This is a genomic window from Chelatococcus caeni, assembly GCF_014196925.1.
Classification (GTDB): Bacteria; Pseudomonadota; Alphaproteobacteria; order Rhizobiales; family Beijerinckiaceae; genus Chelatococcus_A; species Chelatococcus_A caeni.
The window spans coordinates 168912-191817 of the sequence record NZ_JACIEN010000008.1; the positions used below are offsets into that span (position 1 = coordinate 168912).

Consider the following 22906-nt stretch of genomic DNA (forward strand, 5'->3'; position numbering starts at 1 on the left):
TCCTACATCACCAGAGAGGAGAGAACAGCATGGGTCCCTTCCCGCACGATGCCGAGCCGGCCGTCATCGATGCTTCCAATCCCATGGGCACCGACGGCTTCGCCTTCGTCGAATTCGCCCATCCCGAGCCCGAGAAGCTCGCAGACCTCTTCGCCAAGATGGGCTTTGCCCCCGTCGCCCGGCACAAGAGCCGTGCCGTGACGCTGTGGCGCCAGGGCGACGTCTGCTACCTCGCCAATGACGAGCCGGCGAGCTATGCCGCGGCCTTCGCCGCCGAGCACGGCCCCTGCGCGGTCGGCATGGGCTGGCGCATGGTCGATCCCGCCTTCGCGCGCAAGCGCGCGCTCTCGCTCGACGCCAGGCCCGTGCGCGAGGACCGCGGGCCGCTCGCCGTCGATGCGCCGGCGATCGAGGGCATCGGCGGCTCGGTCATCTATTTCGTCTCCAACGAGGGCGACGACTGGATGGCCGATTTCGAGCCGTTGCCGGGCGCCGAAAAGAAGCCCGAAGGCGTCGGGCTCTATTACATTGACCATCTCACCCACAACGTGCAACGCGGGCGCATGGACGTGTGGGCCGGCTTCTACGAGAAGCTGTTCAACTTCAAGGAGATCCGCTTCTTCAACATCGAGGGCAAGCTGACCGGCCTCATCAGCCGCGCCATCACCAGCCCCTGCGGCAAGATCCGCATCCCGATCAACGAATCCGTCGACGACAAGAGCCAGATCGAGGAATATCTCAAGGATTACAAGGGCGAGGGCATCCAGCACATCGCCTGCGGCTGCCGTGACATCTACGAGAGCGTCGAGCGCCTCAAGGCAAACGGCCTGCCCTTCATGCCCGCTCCGCCACCGACCTATTACGAGAAGGTGGACGCGCGCGTGCCCGGCCACGGCGAGGACGTGGAGCGGCTGAAGAAGGACGGCATCCTCATCGACGGCGAGGGCGCCGTGAAGGTCGGCGCGCGCGGCGGCACCATGACGCGCGTGCTCCTGCAGATCTTCTCCGGCACGGTGCTCGGGCCGATCTTCTTCGAGTTCATCGAGCGCAAGGGCGACGAGGGCTTCGGCGAGGGCAACTTCCGCGCCCTCTTCGAATCCATCGAGGAAGACCAGATCCGCCGCGGCGTGCTGAAGGTGCCGGACGCGGCGGAATAATATCGAAAACCACGCTTCCAGCGTCATGGCCGGGCTTGTTCCGGCCATCCACGCTCTTGAAGCTGCACGACCTCCCAAGGCGTGGATGCCCGCGACGAGCGCGGGCATGACGCTGTGACTCAAGACCGTCGACACGAGAGGGGTCCTGTCGGCAATCACCCTGCCCGGCCGGCCCCGCTCTGTCTCGGCTACTCCGCCGGCGTCGCGCCCGCCGCGGAGCCGCCGCCGGCTCCACCCGCCTTCCGCTCGCGCCGGCGGGCGCGGCGTGCGTCGCGCCACGCGGCGAGATTGGCGATCGCCATCAGCGCGGCCGGCGTGACGATGAGCGTCAGGATCGTCGCGAAGCCGAGGCCGAAGACGATGGCCGTCGACAGGTGAATCCACCACTGGGTCGACGGCGCTCCGACGAAGACGTCGCGCGTCACGAAGTCGATATTGACCCCGAAGGCGATGGCCGCGACGCCGAGCACCGCCGTCACCGCCGTCAGCACCACCGGCCGGGCACGCTCGCGACAGGTCTCGATGATGGCGTCATAGGCGGTCCAGCCTTCGCGCCTCAGCCTGTCGTAGGTGTCGATCAGCACGATGTTGTTGTTCACGATGACGCCCGCATTGGCGATGACGCCGATGCCGGTCATCACCACGCCGAAGGCCTGGCCCATGATCATGAGGCCGACGAGCACGCCGATGGTCGACAGGATGACCGCCGTCAGCACCAGCAGGACGCTGGTGAACTTGTTGAACTGCGCCAGCAGGATGGCGAAGATCAGGAACATCGCCGCGCCGAAGGCCTTCATCAGGAAGGCGCCGGCCTTCTCGCGCTCCTCGTCTTCGCCCTTCATCTTGAAGGAGATGCCGTCGCCGAAGTTCTCCTTGGCGAGCGCCTCCATCACCGCCTGCTGGACCTGCGCGGTCTGCACGCCCTCGGCGACGTTGGCCGTCACCGTCACGACGCGCTGGGCATTGACGCGGTTGATGAGGCCGACCTTCTGGTCCGGCGTGCGTGTGACGAAATTGCCGATCGGGACATAGCCCGACGGCGTGTTCATCCTGAGGTCGTCGAGCTGGTCGATGCTGCGCCGGTCGCCGGGGAAGCGCACGAGGATGTCGACCGACTTGTCGGTGTTGTCGGGCCTGTATTCCGCGATCTTCACGCCGTTGGTGACGAGCTGCACCGCGGTGCCGACGGACGAGGGATTGGCGCCGTACTTGGCCGCCTCGGCCTTGTCGACGTCGAGCCGCCAGTCGATGCCCGGCAGCGGCAGCCCGTCGTCGACGTCGCGCGTATTGGGCATCGAGCGGAGCAGGTCGCCGACGCGCACGGCCGTCGGGAACAGCTTCTCGGGATCGAGCGAGGTGATCTGCAGGGTGATCGGCTTGCCCGTCGGCGGGCCGGCCGCCGGCTTCGTCACCTCGATGATCACGCCTGGGAGGCCCGCCGTCTTCTGGCGGATCTCCTCCATGATGGTGGAGGCCGGACGCCGCTCGCGCCAGTCGACGAATTCGAACTGGATGGTGCCGACGGTATCCTCGGTCACCTCGTCGGAGCCGCGCTGGCCTTCGCCGGCGCGCGCATAGACGGTCTCCAGCTCCTTCATGCCGAGCAGCGTTTCCTCCACCCGGCGCACGAGCCCGTCCTTCTCGGCGATGGAGAGATTGCCGCGCGCGCGCACCTGCACGAGCGCATAGTCCGGCTCCACCTCGGGGAAGAACTCGACGCCGTGGCCGAAGCGCCCGTAGGCCTGGATCACGCCGACGAGCAGCAGCACCGCGAGCCCGAGCGTGGCGAGCGGGTGCTTGAGGGCCAGGCGCACGGTGCGCATGTAGACGCCCCGGTCGGCCGCGCGCTCGTCCTTGATCTCGGTGGCCCGGCCCATGATGGCGCCGAGGGTCGGGGTGAAGAACAGGGCAACCGCCAGCGAGGCCGAGAGCGTGGCGATCAGCGTCAGCGGCAGGAACTTCATGAACTCGCCGACGATGCCGGGCCAGAACATCAGCGGCGAGAAGGCGGCGACGCGCGTCGCCGTGGCCGCGATCACCGGCCCCGCCATGCGCTTGGCGGCGAGCGAATAGGCCGCCTTCGCTGGCATGCCCTCCGCCATGCGCCGCTCGGCGAATTCCGAGACGATGATGGCATCATCGACCAGCATGCCGACGGCGAGGATGAGCGAGAACAGGACGACAATGTTGACCGTCAGTCCGGCGAGCTGCAGGCCGAGGATGCCGGCGAGGAACGAGGCCGGAATGGCGATGCCGATGAAGATCGACGCACGGCCGCCGAGCACGAAAAGCATGATGACGACGACGAGCAGAACGGCCGTGATGACGCTGTTCTGCAGCTCGTGCAGCATCGTGCGGATGTCTTTCGACTTGTCCTGCGTGAACGCCACCTCCACGGTCGACGGCCAGGTCTTCTGCAGATCGGCCATCGTCTGCTTGACGGCATCCACCGTCTCGATGAGGTTGGCGCCGGTGCGCTTGACGATCTCGAGCGTCATCGCCGGCTTGCCGTTGATGCGCGTGATCGAGGTCGGGTCCTTGAAGGTCGGCCGCACCTCGGCGACGTCGCCGAGCGTGACGACGGCGGACGGCGTCGCCGCCACCGGGAATTTCAGCACGTCCTCCGGCCGCTCGATGAGCGAGGGCACCTTCACCGCGAAGCGCCCCGAGGCGCTCTCGATGGCGCCCGCGGCGACGAGGCTGTTGCCGGCGGAAAACGACTGCACCAGCGTGTCGAGCGAGATGCCGTAGCTCTTCATCAGCATCGGCTCGGCGATGATCTCCACCACCTCGTCCCGCGCGCCGCGCAGGTCGGCCGAGAGCACGCCCGGCAGCTGCTCGATCGCCGTCTCGGCCTGGCGCGCGAGCTGCAGCAGCGTCCGCTCCGGCACATTGCCGCCGAGCGCCACCACGAGCACCGGGAAGAGCGAGAGATTGACCTCCTGCACCTTCGGCTCGTCCGCCTCGCGCGGCAGGTCGCTCTTGGCGTCGTCCACCTTGGCGCGCACGTCGGCGAGCGCCGCGTTGGAATCGAAGCCCGCCTCGAACTCGACCAGCACGTAGCCGCCGCCCTCATAGGAGGCCGCCCGCATCTCCTTGACGTGCGACACCGACTTGAGCTGCGTCTCGATGGGCCGCAGGATGAGCCGCTCCGCGTCCTGCGGGCTGATGCCGCGCTGGGTCACGCTGACGTAGATGATCGGGACCTTGACGTCCGGCTCCGCCTCCTTCGGGATCGAGAGATAGGCGGAAAAGCCGGCGATGAGCAGGAACGCGAGCGTCGCAAGCGTCAGCCTGGCATGGGAAATGGCGTAATCGACAGGATTGGCCATGGGCCCGGTCCCCGAACGTTGCAGGCGGAACGGCCGCTCGCGCCGTTCCGCCGTTGAAGCTGCATGAGGGCTCCCGAACCGCCCGCCGGCGGGCCGGATGCGGGGAGCCGCGTGGGCCTCAGCCCTTGCTGACCACCGCCGCCGGCGCCTCGACGGGCGTCACGCGCTGGCCTTCCTTGACGAAATCCTGCCCCTGCACGATGACGCGCTGGCCGGTCTGGAGGCCGCCGAGCCACACCTTCTCGAGCCCGTCCTCGATGATCGTGACGGGCACGAAGGCCACCTCGTCGCCCGTGCCGACGACCCGGACGCCGAGCCGCCCCTCGGCGGAGAAGGTCAATGCCGAGCGCGGCACATGCGCGGCCGGCTGGGGCGCGAGCTCCAGCACCACCTCACAGGTCACCCCGTCGGGCAGCTGCCCGTCGGCATTGGCGAGCTCGATGTCGACGCGATAAGTCCGGGTCTGCTGGCTCGCCGCCGCGGAGATGAAGCGCACCCGCCCCGCAGCCTCGACGCCGTTCACCGTCTTGACCTTCGCCGTGTCGCCGACGGTGATGCCGCCGAGCTGCCGCTCGGCGATCTCGACCACGGCGAGCATGGGATCGAGGCTGATGATCTCGGCCACCTTGGCGCCGACCTGCAGCGGCTGGCCGGCCTCGACCGGCACCTCGATGACGATGCCGTCGATCGGCGCGCGCACCTGGTTCTTGCTGAGCTCGGTCTCGGCCTGGGCGAGCGCGGCCTCGGCCGCGCGCAGCTCCGCCTCGAGCTGCGGCTTCTGCAGCGGAGCGAGGTTGCCCTGCTCGATAAGGGTGAGGCGCGCCGTGAGCTCGACGCGCCGCTGCTCCAGCTTGGCCTTGGCCTGCGCGACCTGCGCCTCGCGCGCCTCGTCGGAGATGACGGCGAGGACGTCGCCGGTCTTGACCCGCGCGCCGCGCCGCACGTTGAGCTGCTCGATGGTGCCGTCGGCACGGGCCGACACGTTGACGCGCCGGTCCGCCTCGGTGCGGCCGGACAGGACGACGCGGCGTGCGTGGTCCTCCACCGTCGCCGGCAGCACGGCAACGCGGAACAGGGCCTGCGCCTGCGTCTCGGCCTGCGGCGCGAGCGCCGCGGTCTGCTCGCCGTCGCGGCCGAACACGCCCGATCCGATCCACGCGACGGCGCCGATCAGAATGACGACGGCAAGAACTCGACTGGCCTTCATGAGGACGCCTCCGCGCCGCAACCGCCTTGTGACAGACAAATGTGTCCCTTCAACAAGGCGCCAAGGATTGTGAGAACATGACGGACCTCCCGATCGGCATCAAAATCCGGCAGGAGCGCCCGGCGTACGAACAGCCCATCGGCGAGCGTTGCGATCAGCACCGCGATGTCGCGCGCCTCGCTGAGCGGCGAGACCGAGCCATTCGCCTGCGCGGCGGCGATCAGGTCGGTCAGGCGCGCGATGAGATCACGCTCGAACTCCTGTGCCGTCGCGGCCACCTCGCGGTTGCGGGTCGCCTCCGCCCAGATCTCGAGGCACAGGACCGCCCTTTCGCGCGGCTCGTCCTCGAAGTGCTTGCGCCCCAGTTCACGGAAGGCGGCGATGAAATCGTCCCCCGCACCGATGACGGACAGGTCGGAGGCCATCTCCGCCCGGTCCCGCTCCGTCAGGCCCGCGACGATCGCGCCCTTCGAGCGGAAGTACCGGTAGAGATTGCCCGCACTCATGCCTGCCTCGGCGGCAACGTCCTGCATCGTCGTGCGATGAAAGCCGCTGCGGACGAAACACCTCTCGGCCGCATCGAGGATACGCGAGCGCCTGTCGGCGCTCCCCTCGCCCTCGGCCGGACGCTCCCATAGGTCGCTACGCAACACTCACCCGATGAGAATGAACATTCATTCTCCTATGAATCGGGACCGGGCCCCTGTCAAGCTGATGGACGCTTCCGGGATGGTAGCGGCGGCACGTTATCCGCTCCAGAACGGAAAAGGCGCCCCTGAGGGACGCCTTCCCAACCTGCGGCCGTTGATCGCGGCGGTTACGCGGCCCGACGCTCGTGCCGGCCCTCGCGGATCTCCTCGGCGAGCTTGCCGCAGAAGGCGTCGAGGTCGCCGGGATTGCGGCTGGTGACGAGGCCCTGGTCCGTGACCACTTCGCTGTCCTCCCACTTGCCGCCGGCGTTGATCATGTCGCTCTTGATGGACTTGTAGGACGTGACGCGGCGGTCGCGGATGATGCCGGCCTCGATCAGCAGCCACGGCGCATGGCAGATGGCGCCGATCACCTTCTTGTCCGTCCAGAAGCTCTTGATGAAGGCGAGCGCCTTCGTTTCGACGCGCAGCAGGTCGGGGTTGATCTGCCCGCCGGGCAGCACCAGCGCGTCGTAGTCCTGCGGCCGGACCTCCTCGAGGGTCTTGTCGACCGGCACCGGGCGGCCCCAGTCGCTCTTGTCCCACCCCTTGATCTCGCCGGCCTCAAGCGAAATCACGTGAACCTCGGCACCCGCCTGGCGCAGCTTGTCGCGCGGCACCTCGAGTTCCGACTGCTCGAAGCCGTTCGTTGCGAGAATTGCGACGCGCTTGCCGGAAATATCCTGCATCTGTCTTCTCCCTTTCGTTGTCGGGGACAGTCTTCGAACGAAGCGCGGCCACCTTCGTTCCGCGGCGAAGGGCGAGATGCGCCGCAGGGACCCGCGCGACGATGTCGCAGCCTGCCGCGGCGACACCCACTGGCCGGCGGGGCGCGAGGCGCTAACGTATCGGCCCCGCGATTTTTCGACTGAAGGGCGACCCGATGAGCGACAGCCGCACCGTTCTCCTGTTCTCCTACGGCACCCTGCAGCAGGAGAACGTGCAGCTCGCCTCCTTCGGCCGGCTGCTCGACGGCAGCGACGATGCCATGCCGGGATACCGGCAATCCTTCGTCGAGATCACCGATCCGGAGGTCGTCCGCACCAGCGGCAGCCGCTTCCACCCCATCGTCGCGCCCACCGGTGACCCGGCCGACCGAGTCCCCGGCAAGGTCTTCGCCATCACCGAGGCCGAGCTTGCGGCCGCCGACGCCTACGAGGTGGCGGACTACCGGCGCATCCTCGTGCGCCTCGCATCCGGCCGCGAGGCCTGGGTCTACGTCAAGGCCTGACCTCGCCTGGCCTCAGCCGAGGCCGGGCGCCGCCGCGCGCCGCATGGCGAGGAGCTGGCGCAGGACGACCGGGCTCGCGAGGGCGACGCCGGCGAGCGAGCTCGTCAGCCCCGGCGCCACGGTGGGCAGCGCCGCGATGCCGATGAGCCACCGCTCCCAGCCGGCGAGCGGGGCAAGGCCAAAGCCGGCGAAGGCCGCCGAGAGCAGCGTGATGCCGATGAGGCAGCCCGCCGTCGTCGTCAGGAAATCCGGCCAGTTGAAGCCCTGGGTGACGATGAGCATCGCCGGGCCGTAGACGAAGACGAAGGGCACCAGCACCTTGCCGAGCGCGAGGCGGAAGGCCGTGTTGCCCGTGCGGAACGGATCGGCCCCCGCCATGCTGGCACCCGCATAGGCCGCCAGCGCGACGGGCGGCGTCACATCCGCCAGCACCCCGTAGTAGAAGACGAAGAAGTGCGCGACCACGGGCTCGATGGCGAAGAGCGCGAGCGTCGGCGCCGCCACCGTCACCATGATGATGTAGTTGGCCGTCGTCGGCACGCCGCAGCCGAGCAGGATGCAGACGATGGCGGTCAGCACGAGCGTAAAGAAGAGCGTCAGGCCCTTGTCGGTCAGGAGCCCGCCCGGCACGACGGACAGCACCGCCTGGCCGATCTCCGCCGCAAGGCTCGTGACGATGTAGGAGATCTTGAAGCCGACGCCCGTCAGCGTGACGATGCCGATGATGATGCCGACGGTCGCCGCCGCGGCGCCGACCGAAATGGCATATTTGGCGCCGACCACGAAACCGTCGGCGACGTCGATGACGAGCGCCTTGTGCCGGTCGTCGCGCAGCCAGCCGGCGACGCCGAGCCCGATGGCGAAGAGCACCATCGGCACCGAGAACCAGAGCTGCGTGACGACGCCGAAGGCCACCGCCACCGCCAGCGCCGCGAAATAGCCGACGGTGATCGCCGGCACGCGTGCGAGGCCGACGACCATGCAGGCGGTGATGCCCCAGAAGGCGGCGAGATAAGGCGTGTAGCCCGAAAAGAGGATGGTGAGCAGCGCCGCGAGCGGCATCAGCGTCTGCCAGCCCTCGCGCAGCACCTTGAGCGGATTGGGCAGCTCGGCCGCGGTCAGGCCGCGCAGGCCGCTCTTCTTCGCCTCGAAATGCACCTGCGCGAAGACGCCGTAGAAATGCATGAAGGCCGGCACGGCGGCGGCGAGGATGACGCTGGTGTAGGCGATGCCGAGGAACTCGACCATGAGGAAGGCCGCAGCCCCCATGATCGGCGGCGTGATCTGCCCACCGGTCGAGGCGGTCGATTCCACCGCCGCCGCGAAATGGCGCGGATAGCCGAGCCGGATCATGGCCGGAATGGTGAGCGAGCCCACCGTCACCGTATTGGCGATGGACGAGCCGGAGATCATGCCGAAGAGGGCGGAGCCGAAGATCGAGATCTTCGCCGGCCCGCCGGCGAAGCGCCCGGCGACGCAGGACGCAAGATCGATGAACAGCTTGCCGAGGCCGATGCGCGTCGCGAGCACCCCGAACAGCACGTAGTGGAAGACATAGGTCGCCACCACGCCGAGGGGGATGCCGTAGATGCCCTGGCTCGTCAGGTAGAGGTGGTTGACGATGTTGGACCAGGAGGCGCCCGGATGCTGGAAGATGCCCGGCATGGAGGGGCCGAAATAGGCATAGGCCATGAGGCCGGTCGCGATGATCGGCAGCGGCCAACCGACACCGCGCCGGGTCGCCTCGATGAGCGTGACGATCATCAGCGTGCCCATGAGGACGTCGGTCGGCGTCGGGTTGCCGACGCGGAAGGCGAGTTCGCTGAAGATCCAAGGCACGTAGAGGCTGGCGGCGACGGCGGCGACGGCGAAGGCCCAGTCGAAGAGCGGGATGCCGCCGGGACGCCACCATCGCGATGGCGCGAGCCTCTCCTGGTCGACCTTGCGGGCGGCAAAGACGAGAAAGATGAGGCCGACGACGAAGGCCATGTGGATGCCGCGATGCGTCGTCTCGCGCAGGAGACCGAAACCGGCCGTGTAGTAATGGAATGCCGACAGCGCGAAGAGCAGCCCCGCGACCAGCCACGCCACACCCGGCTGGAGGGGGCGGAAGCGCATCTCCGGATCGAACTTCTCCTCGAGCGACCGGCTCTCGGTCACCGTGTGAAGGTTTGCATTGGTCATTGTCAGGGACACGGCAATGGGCAATGGGCAGTCGGCAGTCGTCGGGGCTGACTGCCCCAAAAGGCTTGGCAGCAGGCAATCGCGCCTCGGCGGCCGGGATCCCGACTGCCGACGGCCGATTGCCTACTGCCTCTCCAGGCTCTTACTTCAAGAGGCCGGCTTCCTTGTAGAACTTCTCGGCACCCGAATGGACCGGAATGCCCGCGCCGGCGAGCGCCGTCTCCTTGCGGATGAGCTTGCCCTTGGCATGGCCGGCATCGAGCGCCTGGCGGGTCTTGTCGCTCCACAGCCCCTTGACGACCTCGTAGACGACATCGTCCGACACGTTGGAGGACGTCACCCACTGGGCACCGACGGCGAGCGTCTTGACGGCGCCGACGCCCTTGTAGGTGTCGGCGGGGATCTCGTCGGCGGCGAAGAACTTGTATTCGCTCATGATCTTGGCCGCGCCCTCGCCGTCGATCGGCACGATGTCGATGCCGGCGGAGCTGGTCGCCGCGAGTTCGGCAATGGCGCTCGTCGGATAGCCGCCGACGAAGAAGAAGGCGTCCATGCCGCCGTCGCGCATCTTCTCGGCCGCCTGGTTCGGCTTCAGGTAGTCCGCCGCGACATCCTTTTCGGTCAGGCCCCAGCCGCCGAGGATGATCTTGGCGTCGACGAGGGTGCCCGAGCCCGGCTCGTCGAGCGACACGCGCTTGCCCTTGAGGTCGGCGACCGACTTGATGTTGGCGGCCTTGGAGACGACGAGGTGGATGCTCTCTGGATAGAGATTGGCGATGAGCCGCAGCACGTCGACCTTGCCCTTGCCCTCGAACAGGCCCGTGCCCGTATAGGCCCAGTAGGCGACGTCCGCCTGGCTGAAGCCGGATTCGATGGCGCCTGAGGCGATGCCGTTGACATTGGCGACGGAGCCGTTGGCCGCCTGCGCCGTCACAATGAGGTTGGGCGGGTTGGAGACCGCGTTGGCGATGAGGCCGCCGACGGGATAGTAGGTGCCCGCCGTGCCGCCGGTGCCGATGCGGAAGAAGGCCGGCCCCTGCGCGAAGGCTTCGCGCCCCATGAGCGCAACGGCGCCCAGCCCCAGACCGAGCCGCGCGACATCGCGGCGCGAGAACAGTTTCTGCATGATCGATTGCCTCCCGAGATGCGGGCACGCGCCCGCTGCCGCCCATGACGGCACTGTGACGAGATTAGATCAGGAAGCTGCAGATTTGAAAGCCGCCCCGTGACGTGCTCCACGGCGGTATTGGGCGCCGGTCGGGCAGCGCACCGTTGACAGGAGGCGGGGCAATGCCGCGAATAGCGCCATGGATGCACGCCCGCCGACCATCGCGGAACACGCGCTCGACCCCTCGCTGCCGGCAGACGAGGCCGTGCGACACCTCGCGCGGGCCCTCCTCGCCGACATGTCCCGCGCGCTCGCCGCCTTCGACGCCATGCCGGCGACCGCCGCGCATGAGACGCGCAAGGGCATCAAGGCGCTCCGGGCGCTGCTGCGTCTCGCCGATCCCGAATGCGAACGGCTGTGCGAGGTCGATGCGCAGTTGCGCGACAGCGCGACCCTGCTCGCGGGCGCCCGGGAGGCGCGCGTCCTCGCCGAAACCCTCGGCGCGCTGGCCCATCATGCTCCGGAGAAGGCGAGCGCCCTGCTCGCCCGCCTGTGCCGGTGGGCCGACGAATGTGCCTCCGCTGCCGAGGGCGAGGTCCTGAGCCACCAGCGCGTCGCGCAGGTGGCGGAAGCGCTGCACGGCCTTGGCGAAGGCGTCGGCGACTGGCCCGTGCCCGATAGCTGGCGCCAGCTCCTCAAGGGCGCGAAGCACACGGTGCGCCGGGCGCGGCGGCGCCTCGCCAAGGGCCTTTCCAGCCGCGATGCGGACGAACTGCATGCCGCGCGCCGCTGGGTGGTGCGCCACCGCTACCATCTCGGCTTCCTCACAGCCGCGGGCCGTCTCATGGAGACGCGCCGCAAGCGCATGCAGGACCTGCGCGACCTCCTCGGGCGCCACCACGACCTGCACGACGCCCGCCGGGCCATTGCGGGTGCCGGCCTTGTCGATGGGGCGGAACTCGCCACCCTCGGCAGCCTCATCGGCAAGGAGCAGCGGCGGCTGGAGAAGAGGATCTCACGCGCCGCCGATCGGCTGTTCGACGGCGACACCCGCCGCCTCGGCAAGGCCCTGAAGGCGACCTTCGCGGGCGAAGCCCGCTGAGCGGTCAGCCCGCCCGCGCCGTGGGAACCGGCTGGTCCATCACCGCCTGCCATTCGGGATCGGCGCTGAAATCGGCGCCGTTCTCCACGGAGAGGACCTGGGCAAGGCGCGTGCGCGCACGGTTGATGCGGCTCTTGATCGTGCCGAGCGCACAGCCGCAGATCTCCGCCGCCTCCTCGTAGGACATGCCGGCCGCCCCGACGAGCACGAGCGCCTCGCGCTGGTCGGCCGGCAGGGTCATCAGGGCGGCGCGGAAGTCGCACATGTTCATGTGGTCGAGCTGCGAGGGCGGCATCGCCTGGGCTGCGGCCGCCCGGCCGTCGACATCCTCGACCTCGCGGCTTCGCTTGCGATACTCCGAATAGAAGGCGTTGCGCAGGATCGTATAGAGCCAGGCGACCATGTTGGTGCCCTCGGTGAAGGAACCGAGATTGGCCCAGGCCCGGATGAGGGCCTCCTGCACGAGGTCGTCCGCGCGGTCCGGATTGCCGGTGAGCGACATCGCGAAGGCGCGCAGGCTGGGTATCGCCTTGAGCAGATCCTGCTTGGTCTTCTCAGTCGGCTGCATCGGCGGCTCCCTGCTGACGATCGAGCGCTTCGAGGAGCTGACGGAAACGGTCCGGCACCGGCTCGTCGAGAACGTCGTCGTACATCGCCCTGAGGCACCGCGTCAGGTGCTCGGGCAACGGCGCAGCAACAGCCGCGTGCGACACAACCACCGCATCGTTCTTGTTTTCAGCCATGACGGATCCGCCGTCTCCATCGCGCATCCGAAGGGCTGCCCGGCTGCCGCCCAGGGCAGCATCACGGCGTCGGTTATGGCCGTCTCCGGCTCTTCCGTCGCTCGTCATGGTCATACCGAGGTCTCCGTAAACGCTGCCACAATCATCATACCGTCCTGTGTTCAATCATCCATCAACGTCGTGCCGGACGAGAAGTTCCCAACGGGGACCGACGGAACCATCGATGTCGCAGGGGCGTTCTTTCCGGGCAAAGCCGCACGGCGCTGCGGCCTGTCGGACATTCCTTGCAAACGGAGGTGGAGATGAACTGGGATCAGGTCGAAGGTAACTGGAAGAAATTCAAGGGCATGGCCCAGCAGCAGTGGGGCAAGCTCACCGATGACGACCTCGACGTCATCGAGGGCAAGCGGACCGAACTCGTCGGCCGTCTCCAGGAGCGCTACGGTTATGCCAAGGACCAGGCTGAACGCGAGATCGACACCTGGCTGAGCCGGCACTGAAAGAGCGTTGAACCCACTGAAAGCGAGGAGGAGAGGATGGCCACCAAGACCGATGGCGGGTCCGCTGAGGCGATTGAGCTGCGCCGGGAGATCGACACCCTCAGGGGCGACATCGGTCGTCTGACCGAGGCCGTCTCCAACCTCCTGCAGCGCGAGCTCGAGGAAACCGGCGAGCGGGTGCGCACGGCAGCCGGCGAGACGATGGACCGCTTCACGGCCACGGCCGAGGAAATCGCCCGGGCAACGCGCGACGCCGCTGCCGATGCCGAGCGCCGGGTGCGTTCCGTCGGCTCCGAAATCGAGCACGGCATCGAACGCAACCCGCTCACGGCAGTGCTGATCGCCGGCGGCATAGGCCTCATCCTCGGCATGATGAGCCGGCGCTGATGGGCGGGCTTCTCTCGCTCGTCACCAGCGCTGCGCGCCGGCAGGTGCAAGAAGGAGCCGCGCGCATCGTGCGCAGCATCGTCCTGTGCCTGCTGGCGGCCTTGTCCCTCGGCATCGGGCTGGTCTTCGCCGCGATCGCCGCTCACCGGTGGCTGGAAGACCTGTATGGGCCGATTGCGGCCCCGTCGATCATCGCCGGGACCTTCGTGCTCGTGGCCATCCTGCTTCTTCTGGGCGCGCGCGCCGGTCGGTATCGGCCCCGCGACGTCGCTGCCCACCCAGCCACTGCCGCCGGCCTGTCGCGGCAGGAAGCGCTCGAAGCCTCCGCTCTGAACGTGGGGCGCGAGCTTGCCCGGTCTCTGGACGGCAAGCAATTGATGCTTGCCGCACTCATAGCCGGGTTCGTCTCGGGGCGCCTGCTGGAGCGCCCCGGACGATCGAAACGGAAAGATTAGGCATGGCAGGGCGGGATCGCCGCCGGGCCCGCGCTTCACAAGCTCGGGCGCCGGCGGACGACGCGCTCAGCTTGCCGCCGCGACGGGACCTGCCTGATGCGACCGGCGGTCGAAGAACAGCGCCTGGCTGATCACCGCCTTCACGGCATCCGGGCTGAACGGCTTGGTGACCAGGAAGGTCGGCTCGGGCCGCGCCCCGGTCAGCAGCCGCTCCGGATAGGCCGTGATGAAGATCACCGGCATCTCCGCCTCGGCGAGGATGTCGTTGACCGCATCGAGGCCGGACGAGCCGTCGGCGAGCTGGATATCGGCGAGCACCAGTCCCGGACGCTGCCGCTTCACGACCTCGAGGGCCTCGCTGTGGGTCCGGGCGACGTCGATGACACGGTGGCCGAGGCTTTCGACCAGCGCCTCGAGGTCCATGGCGATGATGGGCTCGTCCTCGATGATGAGGATGTCGGTCGCCAGCTGCTCGGAGAGCTCCTGGCCGGCCTCGGCGAGAAGCGCCGCCGCCTCGTCCTCGCTGCAGTCGAGGGCCTGGGCGACGTGCGCGGTCGAGAATCCTTCGACCGCGGCGAGAAGGAAGGCGACGCGCGGACGCGGCGTCAGCTGCTCGAGCCGTGTGAAACCTTCATCCTGCGGCTCGGTGTCGATGGCTGGGGGCGCCTCCGCATTGAGCTGGATGGACTGCCACACCCGCAGAAACACGCGATACAGCGCAACGCGCAGGTCGATCTGCCGGTCGAGCGCCGCCGGATCGGCAAGGATCGCCTCCAATGTCGCGACGGCATAGGCATCGCCTCCGCTCTGGCTACCCGCGAGCACGCGCGCGAAGCGGCGCAGATAGGGCAGATGGGGAGCAATCGCTTGAGCGAGGGACATGAACAACCTCTGTTTCGTTGTCGTCGTCTGCACACCGCCATCGCGGTGGGGGCCGACCCGCCACTCACGCGGCGACAGCACCATCATGAGCAAACGAAGTCCATCGAAAAAAGTTCCGGTAGGTCAGGAACAATTTAAAATTCCGCCCATTATCGATGTAGCGGGGCAATGGCAGACGGAACACGAGCAGGCATATGGGCGCAGACAAGGGCGCAAAGGGTGGCGTCACCCAACGGCAGAAGGACACCACGGCCGGTCGCCCCCCGTCCGCGGATAGGGCGGCAGGCGGGGGACGGACTGTCGGCAAGGACATCCAGGCCCAGATCGGCCAGCAGCTGCGTGCCGTCTACGACGACATCCTGCAGCAAGAGGTGCCCGACCGTTTCATGAAGCTGCTTACGGAGCTGGACGCCAGAATTGGCGGGACCGCCTCCGCCCCCGACGAACCGGACGAGGGTGGGGAAAAGCAATGAGGATCGATCGACGTGCTGGCGGTCTCCCCAATGATGGAAGCAGGGCGGCATGAGCGCTTGCCATCCCTGTCCGTGAGGCCGCGAATGGACCCGGTCCATGGCAGCCGCGCCGCATCGATCAGCTGATCGGCGCGCCATGACCATCCTCCGGAATACCGGCACCGGCAGCCCGAACGAAGACCGCCAGGTCCAGGCGATGGAGGGCGTGAGTGGCCTCAGCCGCAGCCTGCGCGGCCGCCTCGTCGCGGCCCTGGCGCTCGTCCTGCTGCCGGCGGCCCTCATCGCCCTCGGCTGGACGGTGGCGCAGAACCGGCAGCTGCGCCAGGAGCGGATCGATGCCGCCACCCAGGCCAATGCCTATGTCGCCGCGCAGATCGACGAGGTACTGCGCGAGGCGCAGCTCGCGGCGGCGGAACTCGAATCCCATCTGGCCAAGGCCGGCGGCGCGCCCGACAGCTGCAGCGCCGCCGCGGCACCGGTCCTCGGCTCCTACCCGGAGCTGACGGCGGTGGCCGTCTTTGCCGGCGATACGTTGCGCTGCGCCTACGGCTTCGATCGCGATGCCCTCGTCGCCCGCGCCAGCGCGACGACCCGGGAGCGGCTGTCCGCCCAGCTCGCGCAGGGGCTCACCGCCGTTCTCGACAGTCCCGTCACGGGCGGCCCGGTGCTGCTCGCGAGTGCGATCGCCGCCGGCAGCGACCGCGATGCCATCGCGATCTTCTCCGTTTCGCACATCATCCTGGAAATCGCCCTGCGTTCGGCCCGGGTGTCGCAGGAGCACGGCTCGGTCGTATTCTCCCCGTCCGACCGGCGCGTCGCCGAATACCGGACCGAGAACATCCCGGCCGACTGGCTGCCCAAGGGCGGCATCACCACCCAGCAGTTCGGCAGCGGATCGCACGTCTTCATGGACGAAAGCCGCGGTGGAGAAAGCTACCGCTATTTCGCCACCCGCTCGTCGAGGACGGGGATCACGGTCGTCACCGGCTATCCCTCGGCCGCCTTCTTCAGCAATGAGCAGCGCCAGCTGTGGGGGGCCATCATGCCGCCCGTCATCATGCTGGTGGGCGCGACGATCGGCATCGTCTTCGCCGTCGACCGGCTGGTGCTGCGCTGGCTGCACTATCTCAAGCGCCTGACGAGGGTCTACGGCAGCGGCCGCTTCTCGGTCCGCGCCGTGCGGCTCGTGCATGCGCCGAGCGAGCTCGCGGAGCTCGGCGAGGCCTTCGACAACATGGCCGAGAACATCGCCCAGCACGCCGAGGCGCTGGAGACGGTGGCCGAGGAGAAGTCGCAGCTGCTGCGCGAGCTGCATCACCGGGTCAAGAACAACTTCCAGGTCATCGTCAGCCTGCTCAGCCTGCACAAGCAGGCGCTGCCCGCGGAGCGGCGCGACGACATCCGCTTCATCGAGGACCACGTGCAGGCCATGGCCGTGGCCTATCGCGTCTGCTACGCGCTCGGCGACATCACCGATGCCCCGCTCGCCGAGCTGCTGGACGACATCGTCGACGGCCTGCGCCGTTCGGCGGCCCTGCCGGCCGAACAGGTGCGGATCGAAGTCGCCGCCCGCGACGTCACGGTCGACCTCGACCGCGCCATCGGCATCGGGCTCTACCTTGCGGCGCTGCTGCCGGCCTATCTCGACGAGGCGCGCCGCACGCATCGCGCTGTCGAGCTGACCGCCGTGCGCCGGGAGAGCGGGCTCGTGCTGAGCTGCCGCTTTGCCGACGACGAGCCGGTGGGGTCGCTCAATCCGCTGCGCGAGCGCCTGACCCGCGCCTATGTGCGCCAGCTCGCCGCGCGGCCCCTCGACACCACCTGCGCCAGCGAGCGCAGCATCGAGCTCGCCATGCCGGCGCCGGGGCTGGTACCGGCCTGATCAGCCCTCGCCGAGCCGCCGCGACCAGTCCTCCACCGCCCCGCGCTCCAGCCGCCGGGCGGCCAGCGCCTTCCACGAGGCCGGCAGATGCGGCAGGCGCGCCAGCTCCGCCAGCGCCTCGCGGTCGAGCATGTCGACATAGAGGACGTGGAGCACGCGCGACAGCGGCCATTGCGGCTGCGGCCGCTCGAGGAGGACCATCCGGTCGCCCGACGCGACCATCCCCGGCTCCAGCACCCGGTAGTACCAGCCGGTGCGACCGCTCTCCTGCACGCGACGCGCCATGTCCTTGCGGCCGAAGCGGTGGTTCAGTTTCCAGCAGGGTTGCCGGGCCTGCGAGACCTGAACGAGCGCCGTGCCAACGCGGAAGATATCGTCGATGCACACGTCCGCCTCGACGAGCCCCCGCGTGCGGAGATTCTCGCCGAAGGCCGCCCGGCCGGGCAGGAACGACGACAGGTCGATGCCCTCCCCCGCCCAGGCGTCGTAATGCTCGGCCGGATAATGGTGCACCGCCTTGTCCGGCCCGCCGTGGTTCTTGCGGTCGCCCTGCTCGTCGCCGGCGAGCCCCTCCGCGCGGATCTCGACCGGCGCGTCGAGACGCCGCTTGTCGATGGCGCTCAGGGTGCCCTCGCGCGCATAGGGCACCGCCTTGCCGGCGAAGACGGCTTCGATCGTCACCATCGGCCCGTGTCTCCTCTTCCGCCGGACGTTCTAGCGGCGCGCCGGCCAGGCCGACCTGCGCCACGGCGTCGCCACGCGCCTATTCGTCGCCGAACAGCTCGGCGCAGCGCGAGAAGGACAGGCCCGCCCCTTCCGTATCCTTGTTGATGCGCACTGAGGTGATGACGCCCTGCGCATCGGTCGCGATCTGCGCCTCGCAGAACAGGTCGACGCGTCGCGCCGGCTCGACGATCACGGACGTCGGCACCGCGGCGCCGAAGGAGGTCGACGTGGTCCTCGTGCGCGTGACCGTGGTGCCCGGCGCCGGATTGGAAACGGTCGTCACCGTGCGCTGGGAGCGGTTGAGCGGCTGGGTCGCCCCCTGCGTCTGCACCCGGGCCGGCCGCACATAGCTCGTCTCGCCGCCGCGCCAGGTGTAGATCACCCCGCCGCCGTCGAGTTCATAGCTCGAGACCGGCGGACCATTCTCGATGAAGAATGCGTCGGCCGTCTGCCCGATCCACTTGCCCCTGAGCGCCTTGTTGGCCTCTTCCGTCGTCTTGCATCCGGCGACCACGACGCTTGCCGCGAGCGCCAGCGCGATTGCTGCCCACTTCATCCCCGCCCCCCGAATTCTGGCATCAGCCGGCGTCGTTCTTGCCGCCCCGCGACGGAAAGGGCAATAGGGCTTGAAGTATGACGGGAGCGTGGGACGAAGGCTGCGCTCCTCCTCACAGACGCCAGTGCAGGACATCCGCCGGCAGGCACCCGGGCTTGATTGCCGAGCGCACGTCGATCACGACGGCGCCCGGCGCCAGCATCGATGCGATGCGAGCACCCTCATCCGCGAGATAGGCGCCGTGCGGGACGGCGAGCACCGCCGCGTCGAGCGCGTCGAGGGCCCCCCAGTCGGCGAGGGCGACGCCGTAGGCGCGCTCGGCCTCGCGTGCTTCCGCCAGGGCGTCGTGCACCAGCGGGCGGATGCCGTATTCGCCGAGCTCGGCGATGATGTCCGGCACGCGGCTGTTGCGCAGGTCCGGCACGTTCTCCTTGAAGGTGAGGCCGAGGATGGCGACGCGCGCCGTGCGCAGGTCGCGCCCGCGCGCCAGAAGCAGCTTCACCAGCTTCTCGCCGACGAAATGGCCCATCGCGTCGTTGATGCGCCGCCCGGCGAGGATCATCTGCGGGTGGTAGCCGAGCGCCTCGGCCTTGGCGGTGAGGTAGTAGGGATCGACCCCGATGCAATGGCCGCCGACGAGGCCCGGCGAGAAGCGCTGGAAGTTCCACTTCGTCGCCGCCGCGTCGAGCACGTCGCTGGTGGCGATGCCCACCCGGTCGAAGATGAGGGCGAGTTCATTCATCAGCGCGATGTTGAGGTCGCGCTGCGTGTTCTCGATGACCTTCGCCGCCTCCGCCACCTTGATCGACGGCGCCTCGTGGACGCCGGCCCGCACCACCGCGCCGTAGACCGCGGCCACCGTCGCGCGCGTCGCCGGGTCCGAGCCGGAGACGACCTTGGTGATGGTGGTGAAGCGGTGGGCACGGTCGCCCGGGTTGATGCGCTCCGGCGAATAGCCGACCGTGAAGTCGCGCCCGAAGATAAGGCCGCTCTCGGCCTCCAGCACCGGCACGCAGTCCTCCTCGGTCGCGCCGGGATAGACGGTCGATTCGTAGACGACGATGTCGCCCCGCTTCAGCACGCGCCCCACGGTGCGCGAGGCGGCAAGAAGCGGCCTGAGGTCGGGCAGGCGCTCACCCGTGATCGGCGTCGGCACGGTGACGATGTGGAAGTCCGCCTCGCGCAGCGCCTCGGCATCGCCCGTCAGATGGAGCGACGGCGCCGCCAGTTCCTGCGGCTCGACCTCGCCCGTCCGGTCGACGCCGTCCTTGAGCTCGGCGATCCGGCCCGCGTCGATGTCGAAGGCGATGACGCGATAGCCGCCCGCGGCAAAGGCGCAGGCCACCGGCAGGCCGACATAGCCGAGGCCGACGACCGAAATGACCCGGTCCGGCCTGTCAGACACCATAATACTCCCGGTACCAGTCGACGAAGCGGCCGACGCCGGTCTCGACCGAGGTCGAGGGCGCATAGCCGGTATCGCGTGCAAGGGCGCTCGTGTCGGCGAAGGTGGCGGCAACGTCACCAGGCTGCATCGGCAGCATGTTGCAGACCGCCCGACGCCCGAGCTTGTCCTCGAGAACGCGGATGAACTCCATCAGCGGCACGGGGCTGCCGCGGCCGATGTTGTAGATGCGGAAGGGGGCGATGCCGCTCATGCCGGGATCAGGATGCTCCGATGCGGGGTCCCAACCGGGATCGGGCCGCGCCGGCCGGTCGAACACGCGCACCACGCCCGTGACGATGTCGTCGACATAGGTGAAGTCGCGGCGCATGTCGCCGTTGTTGTAAACGTCGATGGCCTCGCCCGAGAGGATGGCGCGCGTGAACTTGAACAGCGCCATGTCCGGCCGCCCCCACGGGCCGTAGACCGTGAAGAAGCGCAGCCCCGTGCACGGCAGGCCGTAGAGATGCGCATAGGAATGCGCCATCACCTCGTTGGCCCGCTTGGTGGCGGCATAGAGGCTCATCGGATGGCCGACGCCGTGCTGCTCCGAAAACGGCAGGGCGGCGTTGGCGCCATAGACGGAGCTCGTCGAGGCGTAGACCAGATGCTCGACGCGCCCCTGCCGGGAGCATTCGAGGATGTTGAGGAAGCCGACGAGATTGCTGCCGGCATAGGCATGCGGGTTCTCGACCGAATAGCGCACCCCCGCCTGCGCCGCGAGGTGGATGACCCCGCGTGGCCGATAGCGGGCGAAGACCGCCTCGAGCCCCGGCCGGTCGGCGATGTCGACCCGCGCCTCGACGAAGCCGGCGCGGCCGGCAAGGCGCGCGAGCCGCGCCTCCTTCAGGGCCGGGTCGTAATAGTCGTTCACGATGTCGAGGCCGACCACGGATTCGCCGCGCGCCAGCAGCGCCTCGGCGGTGTGGTATCCGATGAAGCCGGCCGTGCCGGTGACGAGAATGGTCATATACCTGGCCCGTCCACTTGCCCGCCTGCCGCAGCAGCGGACAGCGCTTCATAGCCGCTGGCGCCGCCTTTGCACAGCCTCGCGGGCATGCCTCTTAGGGACTGCCTCCAGCATGGGCAGCTCGTGCCCTTTCTCCACCCGGGATTGCCCACCGCGCGCTCTTGACGCCCGCCCCTCGTCATGCCCTCGTATGGCGCAAAATGGGGGAACAATCCATGTCCATGACCCGAATGCCCATCCGCACGCCCATGACCGCCGTGAAGAACCTCGTCGCCCGCGGCCTCACCCGCCGTGGCCTCCTGGGCGCCACCGCGGCCGTCCTCATCGCCACCACGAGCCCCGTCGTCCTTGCCGCGACCCCGAAGGACACGCTCGTCCTCGCCTGGGCCATCGACGACATCATCACCCTCGACCCCGCCGAATCCTTCGAGATCAGCGCCGGCGAGATCATGGGCAACACCTATGACCGGCTGGTGCGCTTCGACGTGGCCGATCCCTCCAAGCTCTACGGCGACCTCGCCGAAAGCTGGACGGTCTCTGAAGACGGCAAGACCTATACCTTCAAGCTGAAGCCCGGCCTCAAGTTCGCCTCCGGCAATCCGCTGACGGCCGACGACGTCGCCTTCTCGCTGCAGCGCGCGGTCAAGCTCGACCTGTCGCCGGCCTTCATCCTCACCCAGTTCGGCCTGTCGAAGGACAATGTCGAGGAGAAGGTGAAGAAGATCGACGACCTCACCGTCGTGATCGAGACCGACCAGGCCTATGCACCGACCTTCGTGCTCAACTGCCTCACCGCCAACGTCGCCGCCATCATCGACAAGAAGCTCGTCCTCGAGCACGAGAAGGACGGCGACCTCGGCTACGCCTGGCTGAAGACGAACTATGCCGGCTCCGGCCCGATGAAGATCCGCGACTGGCGCGCCAACGAGATCCTGGCGCTCGAGCGCAACGACAATTACTACGGCGAGAAGGCCAAGCTGCCGCGCGTCATCTACCGCCACGTGAAGGAAAGCGCGACCCAGCGCCTCCTGCTCGAGAAGGGCGACGTCGACATCGCCCGCAACCTCAGCCCGGAAGATCTTGCGGCGGTCGAGAAGAATGCCGACGTCGCCATCACCAACCGGCCCAAGGGCACGATCTACTACATCAGCCTCAACCAGAAGAACCCGACCCTCGCCAAGCCCGAGGTACGCGAGGCGATGAAGTGGCTGGTCGATTACGACGCCATCGGCGAGACGCTGATCAAGGGCATCGGCACCGTCCACCAGACCTTCCTGCCCATGGGCCTGCTCGGGGCCATCGACGAGAAGCCCTACAAGCTCGACGTCGCCAAGGCCAAGGAGCTGCTGGAGAAGGCCGGGCTCAAGGACGGCTTCTCGATCACCATGGACGTGCGCCAGACGCAGCCGGTCGCTGGCATCGCCGAGGCCGTCCAGCGCACCTTCGCCCAGGCCGGCATCAAGCTCGAGATCATCCCCGGCGACGGCAAGCAGACGCTGACCAAGTACCGCGCCCGCAACCACGACCTCTACATCGGCCAGTGGGGCGCCGACTATTGGGACCCCCACACCAACGCCGACACCTTCGCGCGCAACCCGGACAATTCCGACAACGCGGCCTCCAAGCCGCTCGCCTGGCGCAACGCCTGGGACATTCCGGAATTGACCAAGAAGGCCGATGCCGCGGTGCTCGAGCGTGACCCGGCCAAGCGCGTGGAGATGTACACCGAGCTGCAGCGCGACCTGCTGAAGACGAGCCCCTTCGTCATCATCTACCAGATGGTCGAGACCGCAGGCGTGCGGAAGAACGTCGAAGGTTTCGTCCTCGGCTCCACCTCCGACTCGACCTACGTCTTCAGGGTTTCCAAGAACTGAGGCC

The 22906-nt window shown here is 68.3% G+C and carries 22 protein-coding genes; 9 read left to right on the plus strand and 13 right to left on the minus strand.

The window, feature by feature from the left end:
• Positions 1–29: 29 nt before the first annotated feature.
• Positions 30–1157, plus strand: a complete 1128-nt coding sequence (gene hppD / locus GGR16_RS23685) for a 4-hydroxyphenylpyruvate dioxygenase (protein WP_183318578.1) — start codon at positions 30–32, stop codon at positions 1155–1157.
• Positions 1158–1345: 188 nt separating this feature from the next.
• On the opposite strand, the gene GGR16_RS23690 is transcribed toward hppD, so the two are convergent.
• From GGR16_RS23690 to GGR16_RS23705, 4 genes are all read right to left on the minus strand, one after another.
• The gene (locus GGR16_RS23690; RefSeq protein WP_183318580.1) at positions 1346–4489 is read right to left on the minus strand and encodes an efflux RND transporter permease subunit; all 3144 of its coding nucleotides are present in this window, start codon (positions 4487–4489) and stop codon (positions 1346–1348) included.
• Positions 4490–4607: 118 nt separating this feature from the next.
• On the minus strand, positions 4608–5696 hold the full coding sequence (locus GGR16_RS23695; protein ID WP_019402874.1) for an efflux RND transporter periplasmic adaptor subunit: 1089 nt from the start codon (positions 5694–5696) through the stop codon (positions 4608–4610).
• Positions 5693–6349 (minus strand): TetR/AcrR family transcriptional regulator, encoded by a 657-nt coding sequence (locus GGR16_RS23700; RefSeq protein WP_425486600.1) that lies wholly within the window; start codon positions 6347–6349, stop codon positions 5693–5695. The genes GGR16_RS23695 and GGR16_RS23700 overlap by 4 nt, the downstream gene beginning before the upstream one ends.
• A gap of 164 nt (positions 6350–6513) precedes the next feature.
• A complete protein-coding gene (locus tag GGR16_RS23705; RefSeq protein ID WP_183318584.1) occupies positions 6514–7074 on the minus strand; it encodes a type 1 glutamine amidotransferase domain-containing protein in 561 nt (186 codons plus the stop codon).
• Positions 7075–7268: 194 nt separating this feature from the next.
• Between GGR16_RS23705 and GGR16_RS23710 the strand changes: the two genes are divergently transcribed.
• Positions 7269–7616, plus strand: a complete 348-nt coding sequence (locus GGR16_RS23710) for a gamma-glutamylcyclotransferase family protein (protein ID WP_071924181.1) — start codon at positions 7269–7271, stop codon at positions 7614–7616.
• 12 nt (positions 7617–7628) lie between these two features.
• Here the strand turns inward: GGR16_RS23710 and GGR16_RS23715 are convergent, their stop codons facing one another.
• The gene (locus GGR16_RS23715) at positions 7629–9800 is read right to left on the minus strand and encodes a TRAP transporter permease (RefSeq protein WP_183318586.1); all 2172 of its coding nucleotides are present in this window, start codon (positions 9798–9800) and stop codon (positions 7629–7631) included.
• Between the two features lie 142 nt (positions 9801–9942).
• Complete coding sequence (locus tag GGR16_RS23720) at positions 9943–10926, minus strand: TAXI family TRAP transporter solute-binding subunit (protein ID WP_019402879.1); 984 nt, start codon at positions 10924–10926, stop codon at positions 9943–9945.
• 181 nt (positions 10927–11107) lie between these two features.
• Here GGR16_RS23720 and GGR16_RS23725 point away from each other — a divergent pair, with 181 nt between their 5' ends.
• Positions 11108–12010, plus strand: a complete 903-nt coding sequence (locus tag GGR16_RS23725; protein ID WP_183318588.1) for a CHAD domain-containing protein — start codon at positions 11108–11110, stop codon at positions 12008–12010.
• Between the two features lie 4 nt (positions 12011–12014).
• Here GGR16_RS23725 and GGR16_RS23730 read toward each other — a convergent pair whose 3' ends face one another.
• Both GGR16_RS23730 and GGR16_RS26320 read right to left on the minus strand, forming a co-directional pair.
• Positions 12015–12578, minus strand: coding sequence for a sigma-70 family RNA polymerase sigma factor (locus GGR16_RS23730; protein WP_019402881.1), 564 nt, complete (start codon positions 12576–12578; stop codon positions 12015–12017).
• On the minus strand, positions 12565–12867 hold the full coding sequence (locus GGR16_RS26320; RefSeq protein ID WP_156332675.1) for a NepR family anti-sigma factor: 303 nt from the start codon (positions 12865–12867) through the stop codon (positions 12565–12567). Before GGR16_RS26320 ends, GGR16_RS23730 begins: the two co-directional genes overlap by 14 nt.
• A gap of 188 nt (positions 12868–13055) precedes the next feature.
• Between GGR16_RS26320 and GGR16_RS23740 the strand changes: the two genes are divergently transcribed.
• The 3 genes from GGR16_RS23740 to GGR16_RS23750 are packed head-to-tail and all read left to right on the plus strand — an operon-like array spanning position 13056 to position 14095.
• Positions 13056–13253: a CsbD family protein gene (locus GGR16_RS23740; RefSeq protein WP_019402883.1), complete on the plus strand. Its 198-nt coding sequence runs from the start codon at positions 13056–13058 to the stop codon at positions 13251–13253.
• A 36-nt stretch (positions 13254–13289) separates the two neighbouring features.
• The gene (locus tag GGR16_RS23745) at positions 13290–13640 is read left to right on the plus strand and encodes an ElaB/YgaM/YqjD family protein (protein WP_019402884.1); all 351 of its coding nucleotides are present in this window, start codon (positions 13290–13292) and stop codon (positions 13638–13640) included.
• Positions 13640–14095, plus strand: a complete 456-nt coding sequence (locus GGR16_RS23750) for a hypothetical protein (protein ID WP_019402885.1) — start codon at positions 13640–13642, stop codon at positions 14093–14095. The genes GGR16_RS23745 and GGR16_RS23750 overlap by 1 nt, the downstream gene beginning before the upstream one ends.
• A gap of 66 nt (positions 14096–14161) precedes the next feature.
• Here GGR16_RS23750 and GGR16_RS23755 read toward each other — a convergent pair whose 3' ends face one another.
• A complete protein-coding gene (locus GGR16_RS23755) occupies positions 14162–14977 on the minus strand; it encodes a response regulator (RefSeq protein ID WP_183318590.1) in 816 nt (271 codons plus the stop codon).
• A gap of 194 nt (positions 14978–15171) precedes the next feature.
• Here GGR16_RS23755 and GGR16_RS23760 point away from each other — a divergent pair, with 194 nt between their 5' ends.
• Positions 15172–15450, plus strand: a complete 279-nt coding sequence (locus GGR16_RS23760) for a NepR family anti-sigma factor (protein WP_019402887.1) — start codon at positions 15172–15174, stop codon at positions 15448–15450.
• A 136-nt stretch (positions 15451–15586) separates the two neighbouring features.
• A complete protein-coding gene (locus GGR16_RS23765; protein ID WP_019402888.1) occupies positions 15587–17332 on the plus strand; it encodes a sensor histidine kinase in 1746 nt (581 codons plus the stop codon).
• Here the strand turns inward: GGR16_RS23765 and GGR16_RS23770 are convergent, their stop codons facing one another.
• The 4 genes from GGR16_RS23770 to GGR16_RS23785 form a co-directional block, all read right to left on the minus strand.
• Positions 17333–18016, minus strand: a complete 684-nt coding sequence (locus tag GGR16_RS23770; protein WP_019402889.1) for an MOSC domain-containing protein — start codon at positions 18014–18016, stop codon at positions 17333–17335.
• A gap of 79 nt (positions 18017–18095) precedes the next feature.
• Positions 18096–18614 carry a hypothetical protein gene (locus GGR16_RS23775; RefSeq protein WP_019402890.1) on the minus strand — a complete coding sequence of 173 codons (519 nt, stop codon included), beginning with the start codon at positions 18612–18614 and terminating at the stop codon, positions 18096–18098.
• Between the two features lie 112 nt (positions 18615–18726).
• Entirely contained in the window at positions 18727–20022 is a 1296-nt protein-coding gene (locus tag GGR16_RS23780; protein ID WP_183318592.1) for a nucleotide sugar dehydrogenase, read from the minus strand.
• Entirely contained in the window at positions 20012–21028 is a 1017-nt protein-coding gene (locus GGR16_RS23785) for an NAD-dependent epimerase (protein ID WP_183318594.1), read from the minus strand. The genes GGR16_RS23780 and GGR16_RS23785 overlap by 11 nt, the downstream gene beginning before the upstream one ends.
• A gap of 248 nt (positions 21029–21276) precedes the next feature.
• Here GGR16_RS23785 and GGR16_RS23790 point away from each other — a divergent pair, with 248 nt between their 5' ends.
• Entirely contained in the window at positions 21277–22902 is a 1626-nt protein-coding gene (locus tag GGR16_RS23790; protein ID WP_183318649.1) for an ABC transporter substrate-binding protein, read from the plus strand.
• Positions 22903–22906: the final 4 nt, after the last annotated feature.

What these genes read in the sequence shown, in the direction of transcription:
- hppD (WP_183318578.1), top strand. Translation starts at nt 30, where the DNA reads ATGGGTCCCTTCCCGCACGATGCCGAGCCGGCCGTCATCGATGCTTCC.
- GGR16_RS23690 (WP_183318580.1), bottom strand. Translation starts at nt 4,489, where the DNA reads ATGGCCAATCCTGTCGATTACGCCATTTCCCATGCCAGGCTGACGCTT.
- GGR16_RS23695 (WP_019402874.1), bottom strand. Translation starts at nt 5,696, where the DNA reads ATGAAGGCCAGTCGAGTTCTTGCCGTCGTCATTCTGATCGGCGCCGTC.
- GGR16_RS23705 (WP_183318584.1), bottom strand. Translation starts at nt 7,074, where the DNA reads ATGCAGGATATTTCCGGCAAGCGCGTCGCAATTCTCGCAACGAACGGC.
- GGR16_RS23710 (WP_071924181.1), top strand. Translation starts at nt 7,269, where the DNA reads ATGAGCGACAGCCGCACCGTTCTCCTGTTCTCCTACGGCACCCTGCAG.
- GGR16_RS23715 (WP_183318586.1), bottom strand. Translation starts at nt 9,800, where the DNA reads ATGACCAATGCAAACCTTCACACGGTGACCGAGAGCCGGTCGCTCGAG.
- GGR16_RS23720 (WP_019402879.1), bottom strand. Translation starts at nt 10,926, where the DNA reads ATGCAGAAACTGTTCTCGCGCCGCGATGTCGCGCGGCTCGGTCTGGGG.
- GGR16_RS23725 (WP_183318588.1), top strand. Translation starts at nt 11,108, where the DNA reads ATGGATGCACGCCCGCCGACCATCGCGGAACACGCGCTCGACCCCTCG.
- GGR16_RS23730 (WP_019402881.1), bottom strand. Translation starts at nt 12,578, where the DNA reads ATGCAGCCGACTGAGAAGACCAAGCAGGATCTGCTCAAGGCGATACCC.
- GGR16_RS26320 (WP_156332675.1), bottom strand. Translation starts at nt 12,867, where the DNA reads ATGACCATGACGAGCGACGGAAGAGCCGGAGACGGCCATAACCGACGC.
- GGR16_RS23740 (WP_019402883.1), top strand. Translation starts at nt 13,056, where the DNA reads ATGAACTGGGATCAGGTCGAAGGTAACTGGAAGAAATTCAAGGGCATG.
- GGR16_RS23745 (WP_019402884.1), top strand. Translation starts at nt 13,290, where the DNA reads ATGGCCACCAAGACCGATGGCGGGTCCGCTGAGGCGATTGAGCTGCGC.
- GGR16_RS23750 (WP_019402885.1), top strand. Translation starts at nt 13,640, where the DNA reads ATGGGCGGGCTTCTCTCGCTCGTCACCAGCGCTGCGCGCCGGCAGGTG.
- GGR16_RS23755 (WP_183318590.1), bottom strand. Translation starts at nt 14,977, where the DNA reads ATGTCCCTCGCTCAAGCGATTGCTCCCCATCTGCCCTATCTGCGCCGC.
- GGR16_RS23760 (WP_019402887.1), top strand. Translation starts at nt 15,172, where the DNA reads ATGGGCGCAGACAAGGGCGCAAAGGGTGGCGTCACCCAACGGCAGAAG.
- GGR16_RS23765 (WP_019402888.1), top strand. Translation starts at nt 15,587, where the DNA reads ATGACCATCCTCCGGAATACCGGCACCGGCAGCCCGAACGAAGACCGC.
- GGR16_RS23770 (WP_019402889.1), bottom strand. Translation starts at nt 18,016, where the DNA reads ATGGTGACGATCGAAGCCGTCTTCGCCGGCAAGGCGGTGCCCTATGCG.
- GGR16_RS23775 (WP_019402890.1), bottom strand. Translation starts at nt 18,614, where the DNA reads ATGAAGTGGGCAGCAATCGCGCTGGCGCTCGCGGCAAGCGTCGTGGTC.
- GGR16_RS23780 (WP_183318592.1), bottom strand. Translation starts at nt 20,022, where the DNA reads ATGGTGTCTGACAGGCCGGACCGGGTCATTTCGGTCGTCGGCCTCGGC.
- GGR16_RS23785 (WP_183318594.1), bottom strand. Translation starts at nt 21,028, where the DNA reads ATGACCATTCTCGTCACCGGCACGGCCGGCTTCATCGGATACCACACC.
- GGR16_RS23790 (WP_183318649.1), top strand. Translation starts at nt 21,277, where the DNA reads ATGACCGCCGTGAAGAACCTCGTCGCCCGCGGCCTCACCCGCCGTGGC.